The sequence below is a fragment of the Priestia megaterium NBRC 15308 = ATCC 14581 genome (assembly GCF_000832985.1).
Lineage (GTDB): Bacteria > Bacillota > Bacilli > Bacillales > Bacillaceae_H > Priestia > Priestia megaterium.
In genome coordinates, this window is sequence record NZ_CP009920.1 from 3,732,931 (window position 1) to 3,752,689 (window position 19,759).

14 protein-coding genes and 1 pseudogene are annotated in these 19,759 nt (G+C 38.9%); 14 read left to right on the forward strand and 1 reads right to left on the reverse strand.

Going from position 1 to position 19,759, the window contains the following annotated elements; translation table 11 throughout:
* Nucleotides 1–213: 213 nt before the first annotated feature.
* From BG04_RS19295 to BG04_RS19330, 8 genes and pseudogenes are all read left to right on the forward strand, one after another.
* Nucleotides 214–3,000: a sigma-54-dependent transcriptional regulator gene (locus BG04_RS19295; RefSeq protein WP_034653219.1), complete on the forward strand. Its 2,787-nt coding sequence runs from the start codon at nt 214–216 to the stop codon at nt 2,998–3,000.
* Between the two features lie 254 nt (nt 3,001–3,254).
* Nucleotides 3,255–3,695, forward strand: a complete 441-nt coding sequence (locus BG04_RS19300) for a mannose/fructose/sorbose PTS transporter subunit IIA (protein ID WP_014460796.1) — start codon at nt 3,255–3,257, stop codon at nt 3,693–3,695.
* Nucleotides 3,692–4,186, forward strand: coding sequence for a PTS sugar transporter subunit IIB (locus tag BG04_RS19305; protein WP_013056296.1), 495 nt, complete (start codon nt 3,692–3,694; stop codon nt 4,184–4,186). The genes BG04_RS19300 and BG04_RS19305 overlap by 4 nt, the downstream gene beginning before the upstream one ends.
* Before the next feature lie 12 nt (nt 4,187–4,198).
* Nucleotides 4,199–5,005 (forward strand): PTS mannose/fructose/sorbose transporter subunit IIC, encoded by an 807-nt coding sequence (locus BG04_RS19310; protein WP_013056297.1) that lies wholly within the window; start codon nt 4,199–4,201, stop codon nt 5,003–5,005.
* A 26-nt stretch (nt 5,006–5,031) separates the two neighbouring features.
* Nucleotides 5,032–5,859, forward strand: a complete 828-nt coding sequence (locus tag BG04_RS19315) for a mannose/fructose/sorbose PTS transporter subunit IID (protein WP_013056298.1) — start codon at nt 5,032–5,034, stop codon at nt 5,857–5,859.
* An 86-nt stretch (nt 5,860–5,945) separates the two neighbouring features.
* Entirely contained in the window at nt 5,946–9,524 is a 3,579-nt protein-coding gene (locus BG04_RS19320; protein ID WP_034653215.1) for a glycoside hydrolase family 32 protein, read from the forward strand.
* A gap of 193 nt (nt 9,525–9,717) precedes the next feature.
* Nucleotides 9,718–10,513, forward strand: a pseudogene (map, locus tag BG04_RS19325) (type I methionyl aminopeptidase).
* A 235-nt stretch (nt 10,514–10,748) separates the two neighbouring features.
* Nucleotides 10,749–11,057: a DUF5634 family protein gene (locus BG04_RS19330; protein WP_034653211.1), complete on the forward strand. Its 309-nt coding sequence runs from the start codon at nt 10,749–10,751 to the stop codon at nt 11,055–11,057.
* An 867-nt stretch (nt 11,058–11,924) separates the two neighbouring features.
* Here the strand turns inward: BG04_RS19330 and BG04_RS19335 are convergent.
* The gene (locus BG04_RS19335) at nt 11,925–12,398 is read right to left on the reverse strand and encodes a YbaK/EbsC family protein (RefSeq protein WP_034653210.1); all 474 of its coding nucleotides are present in this window, start codon (nt 12,396–12,398) and stop codon (nt 11,925–11,927) included.
* A 315-nt stretch (nt 12,399–12,713) separates the two neighbouring features.
* Between BG04_RS19335 and BG04_RS19340 the strand changes: the two genes are divergently transcribed.
* The 6 genes from BG04_RS19340 to BG04_RS19365 all read left to right on the forward strand — a co-directional run bounded on the left by BG04_RS19340 (nt 12,714) and on the right by BG04_RS19365 (nt 19,608).
* The gene (locus BG04_RS19340) at nt 12,714–12,905 is read left to right on the forward strand and encodes a hypothetical protein (RefSeq protein WP_034653208.1); all 192 of its coding nucleotides are present in this window, start codon (nt 12,714–12,716) and stop codon (nt 12,903–12,905) included.
* Between the two features lie 37 nt (nt 12,906–12,942).
* Complete coding sequence (locus tag BG04_RS19345) at nt 12,943–13,767, forward strand: aldo/keto reductase (RefSeq protein WP_034653206.1); 825 nt, start codon at nt 12,943–12,945, stop codon at nt 13,765–13,767.
* A 354-nt stretch (nt 13,768–14,121) separates the two neighbouring features.
* A complete protein-coding gene (gene hutH, locus BG04_RS19350; RefSeq protein WP_034653204.1) occupies nt 14,122–15,633 on the forward strand; it encodes a histidine ammonia-lyase in 1,512 nt (503 codons plus the stop codon).
* Between the two features lie 49 nt (nt 15,634–15,682).
* The gene (hutU, locus tag BG04_RS19355) at nt 15,683–17,344 is read left to right on the forward strand and encodes a urocanate hydratase (protein ID WP_034653203.1); all 1,662 of its coding nucleotides are present in this window, start codon (nt 15,683–15,685) and stop codon (nt 17,342–17,344) included.
* A gap of 16 nt (nt 17,345–17,360) precedes the next feature.
* Complete coding sequence (gene hutI, locus BG04_RS19360) at nt 17,361–18,650, forward strand: imidazolonepropionase (RefSeq protein WP_034653202.1); 1,290 nt, start codon at nt 17,361–17,363, stop codon at nt 18,648–18,650.
* A complete protein-coding gene (locus BG04_RS19365) occupies nt 18,625–19,608 on the forward strand; it encodes an agmatinase family protein (RefSeq protein WP_034653199.1) in 984 nt (327 codons plus the stop codon). The genes hutI and BG04_RS19365 overlap by 26 nt, the downstream gene beginning before the upstream one ends.
* The last annotated feature ends 151 nt before the right edge of the window (nt 19,609–19,759 follow it).

A 19,759-nucleotide genomic window follows, 5' to 3' on the forward strand; every position in this document is an offset into this window, starting at 1 on the left:
ACATTCAGACAGACTATAACTTCAAGAATGAAACCGGTTGACATGCAAGTTTGACTAACTTAATATATTTACATATAATGGTTTGAAACGTTTTCATAGATTAGTATCACATGAGGGTACTTGTAGATGAAATAGCTTGTAGTAGTAGGGAATGATCATTTCTTTGAAAGAGAAAATTCCAATCGTGAACTGAAAATAAAGAAGGTGCTTCTAATGAAACGAATTGATAAGGTATACAATCAGCTGTTGAGTAATTTTCAAGAGTTTACAGAAGTGGAACTTTTACATAAACAAGGAAGCTCAGCGATTGAAATTGCTGAACAGTTAGATTTAGAGAGATCTAATGTAAGCCTTGAACTTAACAAACTTGTCCGCCTGCAAAAAGTAATCAAAATTAAAATGTTCCCCGTTCGCTACGTTCCGCTAGAGGTTGTTGAAACCATTTGCCGTCACAAGTGGGATACGAATAAGATGGAAGTAGAAAAACTAGAGCAGCTATCTAATGGGGGTAAAGAAGAAGCTCTTCCTGCTAATCCTTTTGAATTAATGATTGGAGCTACCGGAAGTTTGAAAAAATCGATTTCTCAAGCAAAAGCTGCTGTTCTTTACCCGCCTAATGGATTACATATGCTGCTATTAGGTCCCACGGGATCGGGAAAATCTCTTTTTGCAAAACGAATCTATCAATTTGCCTTATATTCAGAGAGGCTAAAAACAGATGCTCCGTTCATTACCTTTAACTGCGCTGATTATTACCATAATCCTCAATTACTTCTTTCTCAGTTATTTGGTCATAAGCAAGGGAGTTTCACCGGAGCAACTGAAAGTAAAGTAGGTTTAGTAGAACAAGCAAATGAAGGGATTCTCTTTATGGATGAAGTACACCGGCTTCCTCCTGAAGGCCAAGAAATGCTTTTTTACCTCATTGATCAAGGTACGTACAATCGCCTAGGGGAAACAGATCATAAGCGAACGTCTAAGGTATTAATTATTTGTGCTACAACTGAAAATCCCGGTTCAGCCTTACTGCAAACTTTCTTAAGAAGAATTCCGATGACTATCCATATTCCCTCATTAGAAGAGAGGTCTTTAAAAGAAAAAATTCGCCTCACCACGTTTCTTTTAGAACAAGAGGCTAAGCGAATTAATAAAAAGCTAAGTGTCCACATTGATGTATTAAATGCTTTAATCCACACTGAAAAATTCGGGAATGTAGGGCAGTTAAAGTCGAATGTGCAGCTCGTTTGCGCACACGGATTTTTAAATAACCTTGATAGTAAACATATGGTGGAACTTACAGTGCGAGATCTGCCTGACGATATTAAACGAGATTGGATTTCAAATAGTAAAAATATGGAGCGCAGCAAAAAAATTTCTGAATATGTAAACCTTAAAACGATTATCTCCCCGGCTATGGAGAGCCAAGAAATAAAAATGGAGGAAGACGTATCATTTAATTTATATCAGTTAATAGAAGAAAAAGTAGATGTTTTAACAAAAGAAGGTTTATCTCAAGAAGATATCAATCAGTATATTCTTACCGACATTCATTTGAATGTTCGAAGCTTTTTTAATCAAAAAAATGGCCAGAGCTCTAATTTAATGAAATTCGTAGAAGACGATGTGATGCAGCTTACAAAAGAATTAAAACAGTTGGCTGAAAAAGAATTGAACTGTAAATTTGATCGCAGGTTTATTCATTTTTTAAGTATGCATATGGAATCCTTTTTAAAGCGAAAAAAACAAGTAGACGTATTAAATACAAAGGAGATAGATGAAATTCGCGAAACATATCCAAAAGAATATGCGGTAGCACTGCTTTTTAAAAATCGAATTGAAATGTGGTTTAACATTAGCGTGCCAGAAATAGAAGTCATTTATCTCACAATGGTTATTCAATCAATTCGAACGTTAGAAGAAAATAAACGAGTAGGGATTGTAGTTGCTGCCCATGGAAACAGCACGGCAACTTCTATGGTTGAAGTTGCTACGGAGCTTTTAGGAAGCACTCCTATTATAGCTATTGATGTGCCTTTGACGGTATCTCCGGTTGAAATTGTAGACAGGTTAATCCAAGGAATTAAGAAAGTAGATGAAGGAGAAGGCGTATTAATGCTTGTGGACATGGGCTCGCTTGCCATGTTAGAAAGCAAGTTGGAACAAAAAACAGGGACTAAAATTAAGACCATCAGCAATGTGACGACGTCTATGGTGTTAGACACCGTTAGAAAAGTAAATTATTTAGATTTAAATTTATATGCCATATTTGATTCGGTGCAAAAAGACTTTATGGAATTTATAGATAAGCAGCAGCACGTGTTTGGAAAAAAGAAAGCACTTGTTTCTATTTGTACAACAGGAAGCGGTACAGCAAAACAATTAGAAAAAATCTTAACGATTATTTCACGCAAAGTATCTCAAGAACCTATTAAAATTCTAACCGTTTCTTCTATTAAATTAGCAGCAAACATTCGAGAAATTCAAAAAGAATATGAAATTGTTGCAACGGCAGGCACTAAAAATCCAAGGATTGATGCGCCTCATGTATCATTAGAAGTTCTCATTGAAGGGCAGGGAGAGCGAATACTTCAACAGGCAATTACAAAAGAAACGATAAGCTATGATGACGAGAAAACCGAAGCGAATATTGTGGTGCGTGAACTTTGCGAAGAAAACTTGCGAAAGTACCTTCTATTTATTAATCCGTACCTCATAAGTGAAATTCTGTTAGAGTGGTTAAGTCATGTACAAGATGAGTTAGAAATGGAATTAAGCAACACTGTTATGATTCGAATTGTGATGCATACAGCCTTTGCTTTAGAAAGAATGATAAAAAATGAACCTCTTACTTTTCCCGAGGATGAAGAAATCACTCACGAGTTAGAAAACATTTATCAAAAAACGGAAAAAACATTACAAGCCGTCGAAAAAAAGCTGAAACTTACCTTAACAAGAGATGAAAAATTATTTATTGCCACCATTTTTGCGGATGAAATGTAAAAATCATATTATAATTTTGAGAAACTAGTTTGATTTATATGCCACTAGTTTCTTTTTTTATCCCATTTTTTAAATAACAGAAAAACCTGTATTAAAACGCATGACGTTTTGATACAGGTTTGTTTATTTTAAGGAACCTGTATCAACAACACAGAAAAAGGTATTGAAAAATAAATGAAAGCGCTTAATACTCTTTGTTGGCACGATACTTGCAATAAATAAGTGTAGAACGTAAAAGAGAGGAGCAAGTGTACATGATTTCAGTCATTATTAGTGGACATGGTGATTTCGCGCCAGCGTTAGAGGGGTCTTCCAAAATGATATTTGGTGAAGAGAATCACGTAGTAGCCGTACCTTTTCTAAAAGGAGAGGGTATCCAAACCCTTGAAGAAAAATATAAGCAGGCATTAGAGGAAATGCCCTTAGAAAATGAAGTGCTTTTTCTAGTCGATATTTTCGGAGGTACACCCTACAATGCGGCTACTCCATATATCCTTAAAAATAAAACAGCGGATATGGTATCCGGAGTTAACTTGCCTATGTTATTAGAAGTGTTAGCCATGAGGGAACATGTTACATTAAAAGAGATGCTAGGAAGATTAAAGCAGGTAAATGAAGAAAGTTTTCAAGTGTGCAGTGAACATTTGGAGAAAATCCAGCAAGCGAACCAAATCGGAGAGGATGGATTATTATGAAAATCGTTTTAGCAAGAATTGATGACCGCTTTATTCACGGGCAGGTATTAACAAGATGGATCAAAACAAATGCAGCAGATCGAATTATCATTGTTTCAGATGAGGTGGCAGCGGATGAAATGCGAAAAACGCTTATTCTTTCTGTGGCTCCTTCGAATGTAAAAGCGAGCGCTGTCTCGATTTCTAAAATGACAAAAGCATTTCACAGCCCTCGTTATCAGGATACAACAGCCATGCTGCTGTTTGAAAACCCCGCAGACATTGTCGCTCTTGTTCAAGCGGGCGTACCTATTGAGACAGTAAACGTAGGGGGCATGCGTTTTGCTAATGACCGAAAACAAATCACTAAATCTGTAAGCGTTACCGAAAAAGATATCGATGCTTTTGAGAAACTGCAGGAACTAGGCGTAAAGCTTGAGCTGCGCCAATTACCTTCAGATTCTAGTGAAAATTTTATTCAACTACTGAGAAACGAAACAAAAATCAAATAAGGAGATGAGTTTATGTCTTCCATACAAATTATTTTATTATTAGTCATTGCAGCAGTAACTGGCATTGCAAGCGTGTTGGACGAAGGGCAATCCCATCGTCCTCTCATTGCCTGCACGTTAGTAGGCTTGGTGCTTGGAGATTTAAAAACCGGCATTATTTTAGGTGGAACACTGGAATTAATGGCTCTTGGATGGATGAATGTTGGATTGGCGATGGCACCAGATACGGCTATTGCTTCTGTTATTTCAACTATTTTAGTTATCACAGCTGGTCAGGGGATTGGTGAAGGCATTGCGGTAGCCATAGCTTTAGCAGCTGCAGGGCAAGTACTCACCATTTTTGTTCGTACCATTACGGTATTTTTAATTCATCGAGCTGATAAGTACGCGGAAGAAGGAAACTTTAAAGGAATTGAAATTATGCATATTACTGCTATGGGTTTTCAGGCTCTCCGCGTTATGATTCCAACTTTAATTGTTACATTAATCAGCGTAAGCGCCGTGCAAACTTTCCTCGGCAATATTCCGGAAGTTATTACAAAAGGCCTGCAAATTGGAGGAGGCATTATCGTGGTCGTAGGATATGCCATGGTTATCAATATGATGAACATTCCTCATTTAAAGCCCTTTTTCTATATCGGGTTCTTACTGGCGGCATTTACAGGGTTTAACCTGGTAGGATTTGGAGCGCTGGGTCTTTGTTTAGCACTTCTTTATCAGCAAGTAATGCAGCAGCGAAATCAAATGCAGCCGGCAGGCGTTCCCGCAGCTACAGGGAGCGAACAAGTATATGATGATGACGATGATTTAGATGCCTAAACGGCGAACTTAAGGGAGGGATAGAGATGGAAAATGAAAAAAGATTAACGAAAAAAGATATCTTTAGCATGTTCATTCGTTCGAATTTTTTACTTGGTTCATTTAACTTTGAACGTGTTCAAGCAATGGGCTACTGTTATGTTATGATTCCAGCAATCAAACGCTTATATGGACCAGGAGCTCAGCGAAATGCAGCATTAAAGCGTCACTTAGAATGGTTCAATACACACCCATGGATTTCCGCACCTATATTCGGCGTCACGGCAGCAATGGAAGAAGAAATGGCAAACAAAAAAGATTTTGATGAAAAAGCTATCAGCGGAATGAAAATTGGATTAATGGGCCCGCTTGCTGGTGTAGGAGACCCTATTTTCTGGGGAACGCTTCGACCAGTTCTCGCAGCCCTAGGCGCCTCGCTTGCGTTAGGCGGTAATATTGCCGGGCCACTGCTGTTTTTCATCTTAATTAATGCAATTCGATTAAGTACAAAATATTATGGATTAAAATATGGTTACTTAAAAGGAACAGAAATTTTAAAAGATTTAGTAGGCAATCGAATTCAAAAACTGACGGAAGGTGCATCCATTTTAGGACTCTTCGTAATGGGAGCGTTGGTTTCGAAATGGACCACTATTAATATACCAGTGGTTGTTTCTAGGATCAAAGATGATTCTGGTAAAGTTGTGGTAAAAACCGTGCAAGACGTACTTGATAGTATTCTACCGGGGCTGCTTCCTTTAGCACTAACTCTATTAGTAGCATGGATGCTTCGAAAAGGTACAAATCCGCTGCTTATTATTTTCGGTATTTTCTTAATTGGTATAGGGGGTTATTGGATAGGCTTTTTAGGATGATAAATAAGAGGAGTCATCTATTCTTCTAGCATCTGCTGGTGAAAATGTTTTACATAACCAGTATGCAAATAAAGGAGGAAAGGAAGATGAAAAGAACCGTTAAAAAGTTATTGATGATTGGAGTCGCTTGTTCCATAAGCTTGTTTTCTGCATGCCCTGTATTAGCTGATAATACAGGGTATTATCAAGAAAAATACCGGAATCAATTTCATTTTTCTCCAGAAGCGAACTGGATGAACGATCCAAATGGAATGGTCTATTATAACGGAGAGTATCACCTTTTTTATCAGTATTATCCTTACGGTACCACTTGGGGACCTATGCACTGGGGGCATGCAGTTAGTACAGATTTAGTGAAATGGAAACACCTGCCGATTGCTCTTTCTCCAGACGAGAACGGAGAGATTTTTTCCGGAAGTGCCGTTATCGATTGGAATAATACCGCAGGGTTTGGAAAAGAAGCAATGGTAGCTATCTTTACACACTCGGGCAGAAAAGGACAAGTGCAAAGTCTAGCATACAGCAAGGACAGGGGAAGAACGTGGACCAAGTATGAAGGAAACCCTATTATGCCGAATCCCCCAGTTCCTGACTGGCGCGACCCAAAAGTGTTTTGGCATGACCAAACCAAGCAGTGGGTGATGTCTTTAGCTGCTAAAGATAAAATTATGTTTTATACATCACCTGACTTGAAAAATTGGAAATACGCAAGTGAGTTTGGACCTGATGGAGGCATCCAAGCAAACGGTCAAAGTGGTGCATACTCATATACCTTATCCGAACAAAAAGGTCAATCCTTTACTCTAGAGGGGGAAATTACGCTTGTAGAAAAGAATGGACGCGCAGGCGCAGGCGGTCTTGTTTTTCGTTCTAATAAAGACGCAACAAACGCATATACCGTCAATTTAGATGCAGAAAAGAACCTCTTAACACTTAACAAAGTAGAGAAAGGAAACATAACGACTGTTGTTTCAAAGCCAATGAGGCTTGATACATCACAAGCATATCATGTAAAAGTAGAAGCAAACAGTCACTACTTTAAGGTACTGCTAAATGGAAAACAGGTTCTAGAAGGCAGTGATGCATCTTTTGAAAATGGTCAGTTTGGATTAACAGCATGGAATTCCACAGCTGTCTTTCGTCATGTTAAATTTACGAATCAATCTAATTTCATAACCAATCTATCTAACTGGAAACCTGTTACGGGAACATGGAATGATACTGCTGATGGAAAAACCGGTAAATCTGACAGCGACGGATACATTATGAGTGAAGAACAGGGAGATCAGTTTATTTACGAGTCAAATATGACATTTTTAGATGAAAACCCTGGTTCAGGTGCACTACTCTTTCGGGCAGACGCGGAAGCCAAAAACGGATATATAGCTAGCGTGGATGCTTCTAAGGATACAATCAAACTAGTAAAGCTTCAAAATGGCATTTCAACTGTCCTTGCCGAAACAAATGAAAAAATTGATACGAGCAAATCACATCAAGTAAAAGTAACTGCATCTGGAAATAAACTTGATTTGTATATAGACGATAACTTCACCCTTACTGCAAAAGATGAAACTTTTTCAAAAGGATTGTTTGGACTACACGTTAATCAATCTTCAGTCCGGTTTCAAGACGTTAACATGACCAAGTTTATTGATACAGATGAAAAAGAAATTAAAAATAAAAGTTTTGAAACAGGCGATCTCACCGGCTGGAAAACGATAAAAGGAAATGCATTCACAAACGATCATGTAACGGATGCAACCACAAATTGGAGCGGTCTCTTTGAACAAAAAGGAAAGTATCATTTATGGGGGTTTTCTGATAAGCAAGATGGTGATAATGCCACTGGAGAATTACATTCGTCTTATTTTAAATTGAGCGGATCAGGTGAAATCAATTTGTTAATGGGAGGCGGAAACGACCCCGCAAACCGCTATGTAGCCTTAGTCCGGGCATCCGACGATAAAGAATTGATTCGTCAAGCGAATACAAAGTTTGCAGATGAAAAGTATCAGCGCTACGTATGGGATGCTTCTAAGTATATAGGAGAAGTACTGTACATTAAAGCCGTTGATCAAGCTGTAGGCGGATGGGGGCATATTAATCTAGATGATGTGAATGTATTTCATACAGAAAAAATGCCGGATAAAGTAGACAGTGTAGCAAAAGAACCGGAGGAAGCTAAACAAAGAGAAAGCGGAGAGATTTCAGATTGGAACACAGTGTCAGGAGAATGGGTGAATTCAACTCACGGAAGCAACGGAGGCATTTGGGAGTGTCCTACTTTACTCGAACTGCCGGTTGATGGAGACAGCACAAAGAAAAAATGGGTGCTGCAGGTCAGCATCAATGATGGAGCGGCAGCTGGAGGTTCAGGGATGCAGTACTTTGTTGGGGATTTTGACGGAAAAACATTTAAAAATGAAAACCCGCCAGAGGAAGTGCTTTGGACAGATTATGGTGCCGACTTTTATGCCGCTGTAGATTGGAGCGGAGTTGCAGGAGATAACGGAGAAAAGTATTGGCTAGGCTGGATGAGCAACTGGCAATATGCAAACAATACTCCCACTACTACTTGGAGAAGCTCTATGTCAATCCCAAGAAAAATAGAACTCACCAACACAGCAAAAGGGCTTCGTTTAAAACAAATACCTGTTTCAATTGATTCAATCCGCAATAAGCAAGAAAAAAAGATATTGAAGAATCTCATGGTTACTGAAAATGGAAATCTTCTTTCAGGCATACAGGAAAACAAATATGAAATTATGGCAGAATTCGATGTTTCTAATACAGAGGCACAAGAATTTGGTTTTCAAATTCAAAAAGAAGGCAGTGAAAATACGAAAGTCAGCTATAACATAAACAAACAGCGATTATCTGTTGACCGAACAAACTCTGGAAGTTTTGATTTTGGTGAAAATGTGAAAGGCAAACACTCTGCTTCCATGCTTCCAAAAGACGGAAAGGTTAAGCTTCATATGTTTGTAGACCAGTCGTCTGTAGAAGTATTTGGTAATGACGGCACAGAAGTAATAACAGACCAGCTCTTTCCAACGCTTTCAAGCAATAAAATAAGGCTTTATAGCAAAGGAGGCGCTGTAAAATTAAATTCTCTTAAGATGTATCCGTTAAAATCAATTTGGAATAAAAGTCCTGTTGAGACAAACTTATCAGGGTGGAAAAGCATTAGCGGACTATGGGCCGATACGATTAACGGGAAACAAGGACGAAGCAAAGAAGATGCCTTTACCTTATCATCAAAAGAAGCAAAAAATTTCACATATGAGGCAAAGATAAAGGTGTTAAAGGAGGCTGTTTCAAATTCTACAGGAGCAGGAGCGCTAGTATTCCGTTCGGATGAACAGGCAAATAACGCTTACGCTGCGAATGTAGATGTGCTTAATAATCAAGTGAAACTCATTGCGTTTAGAGATGGAATAGGAAAGGATCTCATTATTTACGACGATGGGGGAAAGCTGGATTTAAAACCAAATACGGATTACCATCTAAAAGTAAGGGCTGAAGGAGAGCACATTCAAGTTTATCTCGATGGCAAGCTGGTGATCGATACAATGGATCCTACCTTTTCAGAAGGTTATGCTGGGCTGAATGTGTGGAATTCTACTAGTTTGTTTAATGAAGTGAAGCTTGAAATAGTGGATTAAGGGATTGTGAAAGCTGCCGTTTACTAAGGCAGCTTTTATATAACATAAAAAAGTATGCTGCGGTGAAGTAGCATGCTTTTTTGAATTTCATAGGTTAATGAAGAGGGTTTTTACATATGATAAATATCTTACTAGTCTAATTAATCGTACATTTTAGTTCTTAAAAGGTCTTTTGAAAAATCCTCATAAAAATATGATAAAATCGGATAGGATATATATTTCGAGGAAGGAAAGTGTTTTTTATGATTATTGGTAACGAACAAGATTTAGAAAGTTTACGCAAAATTGGACGCATCGTTGCACTTGCGCGCGAAGAGATGAAAAACCAAGCAAAAGCAGGTATGACAACAAAAGAACTTGATATGATCGGTAAAAAAATATTGGATGAACACGGTGCTACTTCTGCACCTGAAAAAGAATATAATTTCCCAGGTGTAACGTGCATTAGTGTAAACGAAGAAGTGGCTCACGGTATTCCGGGAGATCGAGTATTAAAAGATGGCGATTTAGTAAATGTGGATGTATCTGCCGTACTTGATGGCTATTATTCAGATACCGGTATTTCATTTGTTATTGGGAAAGATGAAGAAAAAGAAAAGCTGTGTCAAGCTGCAGTAGATGCATTTTGGGCAGCTATGAAAAAAGTAAAAGCTGGTTCAAAACAAAACCAAATTGGTCGTGCTGTTTCTAACTTTGCACACCAAAACGGATACGCGGTTATTGAAAATTTAACGGGTCATGGTGTTGGCCGCAGCTTGCATGACGCTCCTAACCATATTTTAAACTATTATGATCCAATGGATAAAGCCCTTTTGAAAAAAGGCCTTGTTATTGCTGTAGAACCGTTTATCTCTATGAAAGCTGATCATATCATTGAACGCGGAGACGACGGCTGGACGTTTGTTACACCTGATAATAGTCTTGTAGCACAATGTGAACATACGATTGTTGTAACAAACGGTGAACCGATTATTTTAACTGAACTATAATCAAGTTCCGCACGTCTTCTTATTTTTATAGATTCCATTAATTAAATTAATAAAAAGCTACTTCACTTAGCAATGTTTTTTTATTGTGTTATAGTGAGGTGGCTTTTTTGATTTATTACGCAATGAATGATGATCATATTGATTTGCTTTGTTCAGATAACGTTTGAAAGATAGTGTAATTGAATATGCTCAAGGGAATGCTAAACATAAATCAAAATGAAAAGGGGTATAAAATGTGGAATATGTAAAAAGAGAAACGGCTATAAGTGAACTGACGCATCATATGGATGATATTTTAAACAAATATAACCTTCAAGGCGTCTCCGTATATGAAGAAGAAGGAGAAGGTAATCACTATTATCTTGGCTACACAGTAAAAAAGAATGATCAGGTGTTTATGCTAAACAGACCTTATCTAAAAGATAAAGACGGGAAACTAGCAGTAGAAAAGCAAGAATGGACCGTTCAAGGTAACGAAGGAGAAACAAATGGACATGCTTCACTTGAAGATGCATTTCAAAAAATTGATGAAATCGTACATTAAATAAATTCGATGAATTTCACTGCGGATACTTTTCTTTGAACACTTGAGTACGAGCAGTAGAAGCGCTAATAGGTAACGGGTGTCTTTCATCTATACTATCTAAATTTTCTTTGCTTTGAAATCTAGAAAATTATATAATGAAAAATTGTTTTTTTAGGTTTTACTATATAAATACGGGGTACACATATAGTACAGCAGCTATCATGCAAATGGTTGTTGTGAAAGGTTAAATACTTAGCGTTTGAAGGGACTGATTAGTTTTGAAAGGCTTAACAGCGACTTCAGCAAATGTATTACCGCAAATTGAAAGCAGATATTCGTATCTGACACAAGGCACTTTGGTTATGAACCGATATACGTAACGAAAGGGCCTGACTAGGCAAACAAAGGAAAGACTGAATCAACTAGAAGAAGCCTGCATCTAAAAATGTAGGCTTCTTCTTTTTTACAGATGAAACTAAGGTGATGAGTGAGTACATAGCGGGTATGAATTCAAAAGATTCACATTCAATCAATTTTCCGTGCACGTTTTTCTTGAAAAAAGGTCATAAGTTGAAGATACTGTATATAACTATGTAAAAGAATTTTTGAAGACAAAATAGTAAATCTGCTTGAGGTGAAAATGATGAGAAAAGCAAATAAAAGTGAATTTCTGTGGAATACGTTAGACGGCTGGCTTTTTATCCCTAGGAACATTCCTTTACTATTCCTTTTTGTATTTCTCTTAGGGGTTTCTTACCTAGGTTGGGTTAAGCTGTTTCATAAATTCGTTTAGATACACCAATGAGCTGAAACAAAAAACTGTTTCAGCTTGTGGGCGTGGTGATTTATTTATTTTATGTATAGCTGTACCGTAATTTACCTAAATTATTCATTCCATCCTTTGCATACATCAACCCATTTTAAGCATTTCGAAAATTCTTCTAGTTCGGGTATTGTTAATTCGATTGCACTATTTCCACTTCCACAGGCAGGGAAAATGGTGACAAAACGTTTCAGAGATTCATCTAGGTACACGTGAACACCTTCATTAACGGCAAACGGGCATACTCCGCCTACAGCATGACCAATCAGCGTTTCTACTTCACTTGCTCCAAGCATTTTTGCTTTGGTTCCGAACTCTTCTTTATATTTTCGGTTGTCAATTTTTGCATCTCCCGCTGCCACAATCAATAAAACGGTTCCTTCTGCGTTAAAAGAAAGACTTTTTGCGATTCGTTGCGGCTCGCATTTTAAAGCTTGCGCTGCCAGTTCTACAGTAGCACTGGACTCATCCATTTCAATAATTCGATTCTCCATGTCATATTGTTTAAAATATGCTTTTACTTTTTCAATCGCCATTTTTTATATCCATTCCTTTCATTGAATCTCGCAAATATGTATGATTGCCTTACAGAGAATGTACAGTTGTTCTTTAAAGTGAAAAATTCTTATTATTTTAATATACAGAAATTATACACAACTTTGAAGTTAAAAGCACATATTCGTTTTAATTAAAAAAGTTACGTAAGTAAAGTATTTTTAACTGATTAAAGCAGGATTACGGAACCCTTTGACGAATGTAACTATGTCGGCTGCGAAAACATAGGCATTAGAACAAAAGATAAATGATGAAATTGAAAAGGCGCAAACGTTCTAGTGAAATGAGGAGAAGGAATGCCAAATTTACACACTGTCGTCAGTTTTTTTAGCAGTACATGTATGGCAACGATGAGTATGATTTATTTGTTTTCCCTTGTGCCGCGCGCATGGTCTTTTAAATTTCGATTTGGAGCCATGGTTATAGGAATCCCAGTCGGCATTATAATGGGACAGGTTGCTATGCTGATCGGCTGGCACCATCATTAAAACTTTGAACTTTTTAACAAAAAAGGAGACGTGTAAAATGAATATGGTTACATTAAACAATGGTTTAAAAATGCCTCAGCTTGGGTTTGGCGTATGGCAAGTAGAAGATAACCAAGCAGCAGCTGCAGTGTCAAAAGCAATTGAGGTTGGGTATACCTCTATTGACACAGCTATGATTTATAAAAATGAAGAAGGAGTAGGCCAGGCGATTAAAGAATCTTCTGTTCCTCGAGAACAGCTGTTTATTACAACAAAAGTTTGGAACAGCGACCAAGGCTATGAAAATGCATTACGTGCATTTGATGAAAGCTTAGAACGATTAGGACTTGATTATGTCGATTTATATTTAATTCACTGGCCTACGCCTCAATATGATGAGTACGTGGAGACGTATAAAGCATTAGAAAAGCTTTATCACGACGGAAAAGTAAAAGCAATTGGCGTCTGCAACTTTGAAATTGAACATTTAGAGCGCTTGTTAAACGAATGTGATGTAACACCGGTTTTAAACCAAATTGAGTGCCATCCGTATCTTGCTCAAAACGAATTAAAAGAGTTTTGCGCTAAACATAATATTTTTGTGGAAGCATGGAGTCCTCTTGATCAAGGCGGAGAAGTGTTACAAGACGAGGTTATTCAAAAAATTGCTGAAGTACATAGCAAAACTCCGGCTCAAGTTGTATTGCGCTGGCACTTACAGAACAACACAATTGTCATCCCTAAATCAGTTACACCGTCTAGAATAGAAGAAAACTTTAACGTGTTTGATTTTGAACTAACTGCCGATGATATGGCAGAGATTAATGGGTTAAACAGCAACCGCCGCAAAGGTCCGCACCCAAGTGACATGAACGTCCGATAACGTTTAAAAAATAAAATTTTGCAGCCGTGAATCATCGCTGCTATAAGAAAAAACCATTTTATTTCAGATTATTTAAAATTTTCTTAAATAATGATTGACAAATGATTAATTCAGCGCAATACTTAGTGTAGATACTCTAGTTGCTTTAAGATGTACAGCTTAAAGTGTATAGTGATTTAGTCATTTAGCGATTGTATGTATAAGTGAAATACTGATTATTAATAAAAGCCCATAGTGTAAGTAGGTTAGTTTATAGGGGGCTATATCAAAAGGAGCTTGTTTCCTCTTTGATATAGCCCCTTTTTGTGTTCAAAAAGAAAAGGTAGTCTACAGTTTAACAAGGGAGCGGGTATGATGTTTATTCAAATTGATGGAAATTCACTGACGTTCGACCAAATTTACAAAGTTATTTACCAAGGATACTCCGTGAAAATTAGCGATCACGCAGTTGAACATATACAAAAAAGCAGAACGTTAGTTGAAGAGAGCATTACGAACAACAACGTCATTTACGGAGTGAATACGGGATTTGGAAAGTTTAGCGATACGGTTATTTCAAAAACAGACTTAGCTGATCTGCAGATTAACCTAATTCGCAGTCATGCCTGCGGACTAGGAGAGCCATTCTCGTTAGAAGTAAGCAGAGTCATGCTGCTTTTACGAGCGAATGCATTAGCTAAAGGGTATTCCGGAATACGACTGGAAACCTTGCAGCTTCTTATCGATTGCTTAAATCAAAACGTAGTACCGGTTATCCCGAGTCAAGGTTCGCTTGGAGCTAGCGGTGACTTAGCCCCGTTATCACATCTAGCGCTGCTACTAGTTGGAGAAGGAGAAGCTGTATATAATGGTCAGCGAATGCAAGGAGAAGAAGCTTTAAAGCTAGCGGGGCTTGAACCTATACAATTACAGGCAAAAGAAGGGCTAGCTCTAATTAACGGCACTCAGGCAATGACGGCTGTAGGCGTAGCTTCGTACCTTGAAGCTCAAAAGCTCGCTGATCTTGCGGACGGGATTGCAGCACTAACACTAGAAGGTCTGCAAGGTATTGTAGAAGCATTCATGCCCGAGTCTCATGCAGTAAGGCCTTATCGCGAACAACAGCAGGTAGCTGCCCGAATTCTTTCGTACTTAGAAGGCAGTCAATTAACTACTTCTCAAGGTCAAATAAGAGTGCAAGATGCTTATTCACTGCGCTGTATTCCTCAAGTTCATGGTGCTATTTATCAAGTTTTAAATTATGTGAAAGAAAAGCTTTTAATTGAGATTAATTCAGCAACCGATAACCCGCTCATCTTTGCCGACAGCGGCAAAGTAATTTCTGGAGGGAACTTTCACGGGCAGCCTATTGCGTTTGCTATGGATTTTCTAGGAATTGCAATGGCGGAGCTTGGGAATATTTCTGAACGGCGCATTGAACGAATAGTAAACCCTCAGCTTAGCGGGCTGCCGGCATTTTTAAGTACAGATCCAGGTCTAGAGTCCGGGCTCATGATTACTCAATACGCTGCTGCTTCATTAGTTTCCGAAAATAAAGTATTAGCGCATCCATCAAGTGTCGATTCTATCCCATCTTCAGCGAATCAAGAAGATCATGTCAGCATGGGAACGACTGCTGCACGTCATGCTTATCAAATTATCCAAAATACACGAAGAGTTTTATCAATTGAAGCAATTTGTGCGGCTCAAGCAGCTGATATTCAAGGGGTGGATAAACTGGCTTCGGAAACAAGAAAAATTTATTCAAGAATTAGAAAAACCGTACCAACCATTACTAAAGACCGAATTTTCTCACGTGATATTGAAGGGTTAGCAGCTGATTTCAAAACCTTTGTGCAAGATACTAATTATGAATTAGCGCTTTAATAAAAAGTTAGTTTAACAGTTTTTCATTTTTATAGAGGAGGAAAACGAAATGGAGACAAAACAAAGTGGAATAAAAGCACCTCGTGGAACAGAACTAACGACAAAAGGCTGGGTACAAGAAGCTGCTCTTCGCATGCTTCTAAACAATTTAGATTCTGAAGTAGCGGAGCATCCGGAAAAGTTAGTCGTATACGGAGGAATCGGAAAAGCAGCCCGTAACTGGGAGGCGTTCGATCGTATTGTCGCAGCGTTAAAAGAGTTAGAAGAAGATGAAACGCTTCTCATACAGTCCGGTAAGCCTGTTGCGGTTTTTAAAACCCACAGTGATGCACCGCGTGTTTTATTAGCGAATTCGAATCTTGTTCCTGCTTTTGCAAATTGGGAGACGTTCCATGAGCTTGATAAAAAAGGGTTAATGATGTACGGACAAATGACTGCAGGAAGCTGGATTTATATCGGAAGCCAAGGCATTGTTCAAGGAACGTATGAAACATTTGCTGAGTGTGCCAACCAGCATTTTAACGGAACTTTGAAAGGAACGATTACGCTAACAGCTGGATTAGGAGGAATGGGAGGCGCACAGCCACTAGCTGTTACGATGGCAGGCGGGGTTGTAATTGGAATTGATGTTGATCGCACGCGTATTGAAAAACGTATCGAAACAAAATATTGCGATACGGTAGTCGAAAGTGTAGATGATGCAATCACGTTAGCTGAAGATGCAAAAAGATTGGGCAAAGCGCTTTCCATTGGATTAGTTGGAAATGCAGCCGAGATTCTTCCTAAGATGATAGAGCGAGGATTTATCCCAGATATTGTGACGGATCAAACATCGGCACATGATCCGCTTAACGGATATTTGCCGATTGGAGTCAGCTTAGCAGAAGGAGAAAGATTGCGGAATACAAATCCAAATGAATATATAAAACAATCAAAAGCAAGTATGGCTATTCACGTTCAAGCCATGTTAGAGATGCAGAGAAAAGGCGCGATTGCTTTTGACTATGGCAATAATATTCGCCAAGTGGCGTTGGATGAAGGTGTCACGAATGCATTTGATTTCCCGGGATTTGTCCCAGCGTACATCCGTCCGCAGTTCTGTGAAGGAAAAGGACCGTTTCGATGGGTCGCTTTGTCAGGAAACCCAGAGGATATTTATAAAACAGATGAAGTCATTTTACGTGAGTTTTCGGATAATACGCATCTTTGCAACTGGATTAGAATGGCGAGAGAAAAAATTGAGTTTCAAGGATTGCCGGCTCGTATTTGCTGGCTAGGCTACGGAGAAAGAGCGCGCTTTGGAAAAATTATTAATGATATGGTAGCAAACGGAGAGCTGTCAGCGCCTATCGTTATTGGCAGAGACCATCTAGATGCCGGTTCTGTGGCTTCGCCAAATCGGGAAACTGAAGCGATGAAAGACGGCAGTGATGCAGTAGCAGACTGGCCGATTTTGAATGCATTAGTAAATACGGCAGCAGGCGCAAGCTGGGTATCTGTTCACCACGGAGGAGGAGTAGGTATGGGGTATTCTCTTCACGCTGGGATGGTTGTAGTAGCAGACGGGACGGAAGAAGCAGCCAAACGTCTAGAACGTGTTTTAACAACAGACCCAGGCATGGGTGTAGTTCGTCATGTAGACGCCGGCTATGATAAGGCCATTCAAACTGCAAAAGAAAAAGGAATACAAATTCCGGCGTTAAATGAATAAAAAAGGAGGGATACGTATGACTATTACGTATATCAAATGTGCTGCACAAGTCATTACGGTTAAAGGAGGAAGTCAGCCTAGACGATCGGAGGAAATGTCAGATCTAGGAATCATTGAAAATGGCAGCGTACTCGTGAAAAATAGAAGAATTGTATTTGTTGGGCCTGACGTCAAAGCGCAGGAATACCTTGAGCATATTCATGAACCTATTAATATAATTGATGCCGAAGGAAAAATCGTAACGCCTGGGTTGATTGATCCACACACTCACCTTGTGTTTGGCGGCAGTCGTGAAAAAGAATTAGAAATGCGCTTAAACGGGGCAAAGTATATTGATATTTTAAAAGCGGGAGGAGGAATTTTACAAACAACCGTTAGTACACGACAAGCAACAGAAGAGGAGCTAATCAAGCAATCTACAAAACGTTTAAATAAATTCCTGCAGTACGGAGTTACAACTGTCGAAGCCAAAAGCGGGTACGGTTTAAATCTCAAAGATGAAATCAAACAATTAAAAGTAGCGAAGAAACTGAATGAACAGCATCCGGTAGATGTGGTTTCAACCTTTATGGGAGCTCATGCGGTGCCAGTTGAGTACAAAGGCAATGAAGATGAGTTTGTTCGTTTCGTTATCGAAGAAATGATACCAATCGTTGCAAAAGAAGAGCTAGCGGAGTTTTGTGATGTGTTTTGTGAAGAAGGCGTGTTTACAGTTGAACAGTCAGATCGTATTTTACAAGCTGGAAAAGCATACGGACTAAAACCTAAAATCCACGCTGATGAAATTGTTTCTTTTGGCGGTGCAGAATTAGCGGCTAAAGTGGGAGCTGTGTCCGCGGATCATTTACTAAAAGCATCGGATCAAGGAATTAAGCAAATGGCTGAAAGCGGAGTTATAGCCGTCCTATTGCCGGGTACTGCATTCTTTTTAATGGAAGAGCCGGCGCGTGCTAGAAAAATGATCGAAGCAGGAGTGCCGGTTGCGTTATCAACAGATAGAAACCCAGGGTCTTCTCCTACGGAATCGCTGCCGTTTATTATGAATTTAGCTTGTTTAACGATGAAGATGACGCCAGCAGAAGTGTTAACGGCCTGTACAATTAATGCAGCTCACGCCATTTGCAAAGGCGATCAAATTGGAAGTATTGAAGTAGGGAAAAAAGCCGATTTGGTGCTATTTGACGCTCCAAATTATCAAACGCTACAATATAACTATGCGGTAAATCTTGTAGACACGGTATTAAAAGATGGAAAAGTAGTGGTTGAAGGCGGTGTTTTGCATGAACTATCCGTACCCACAGCTTGATCGTCCACCTTTTTGCTGGCAGCGTCAAAGCACTCATGACCCAAAAGTAAGCGACTGGATTCAAACAGTTGAAGATGGGAGCGACTTCGACTTTCCATCGATAGATATTACGGTCTTAGGTGTGCCTCTTTCAAGGTCTTCCATTAGCGCTTCTGGAGCCAGTGAGACGCCAATGGCCATGAGGAAGCTCTGGAAATCCTTTAATCCGTATCATATTGAGTATGATACGGATTTGACTTCCTTGTCAGTGTTGGATTTAGGAGACGTCAAGCAGCACGTCACGGATATAGAGAAATCCCATCAGCATATAAAAGAAGCGATGATGTCTATGCGGAAATGTCATCCGCATGCGCTGCCTGTTATGCTTGGAGGAGATCATTCTATTACAGCTATGTTAGTAAAAGGGTGGAAAGCGTCACATCCTGAACAGAAGATAGGGATTTTACAGTTTGATACGCACTTTGACTTACGCAGTCTAGAAGATAATGGGCCTTCTAATGGAACACCTATACGAAATTTAATTGAAAGCAACACGATTGATGCAAGACATGTATGGAATATTGGACTTCACGGGTTTTATAATTCAAAATCGTTAAAGGAATATGCAGATAGTAAAGGCGTTCATTATGTAACGTTACTGCAAGCAAGAAAAGCGGGAATAACTCATACCGTGAAAGAAGCATTAAAACAGCTGAGCAAAGAGGTAGACATGATCTATTTAACCGTTGATATGGATGTGTTAGATATCGCTTACGCACCGGGAGTTCCAGCAGGAACGACAGGCGGAATGAGGACAGATGAGTTGTTTGAAGCAGTATACACCGCCGGGAGTCATCCACTTGTTCAAGCAATGGATATTGTATGTCTAGATCCGCTGCGTGATGTAGGAGAAATTACCGTGAAAGCAGGCGTACACGTGTTTTTGAATTTTTTAACAGGCGTTGCAAACAGAAAGTAAGGAAGTGTGCTTCCTTACTTTTTTATATGGCTATTTTTATAAGATTCATAAACGATTGTTGAGAGTGGGATAAAATAATTTTAGGAGTGTGTAGGGGTTTTAGTAAATATATTTTTACTAAAATAAACGATTTTTATTGTTTTTATTCGAA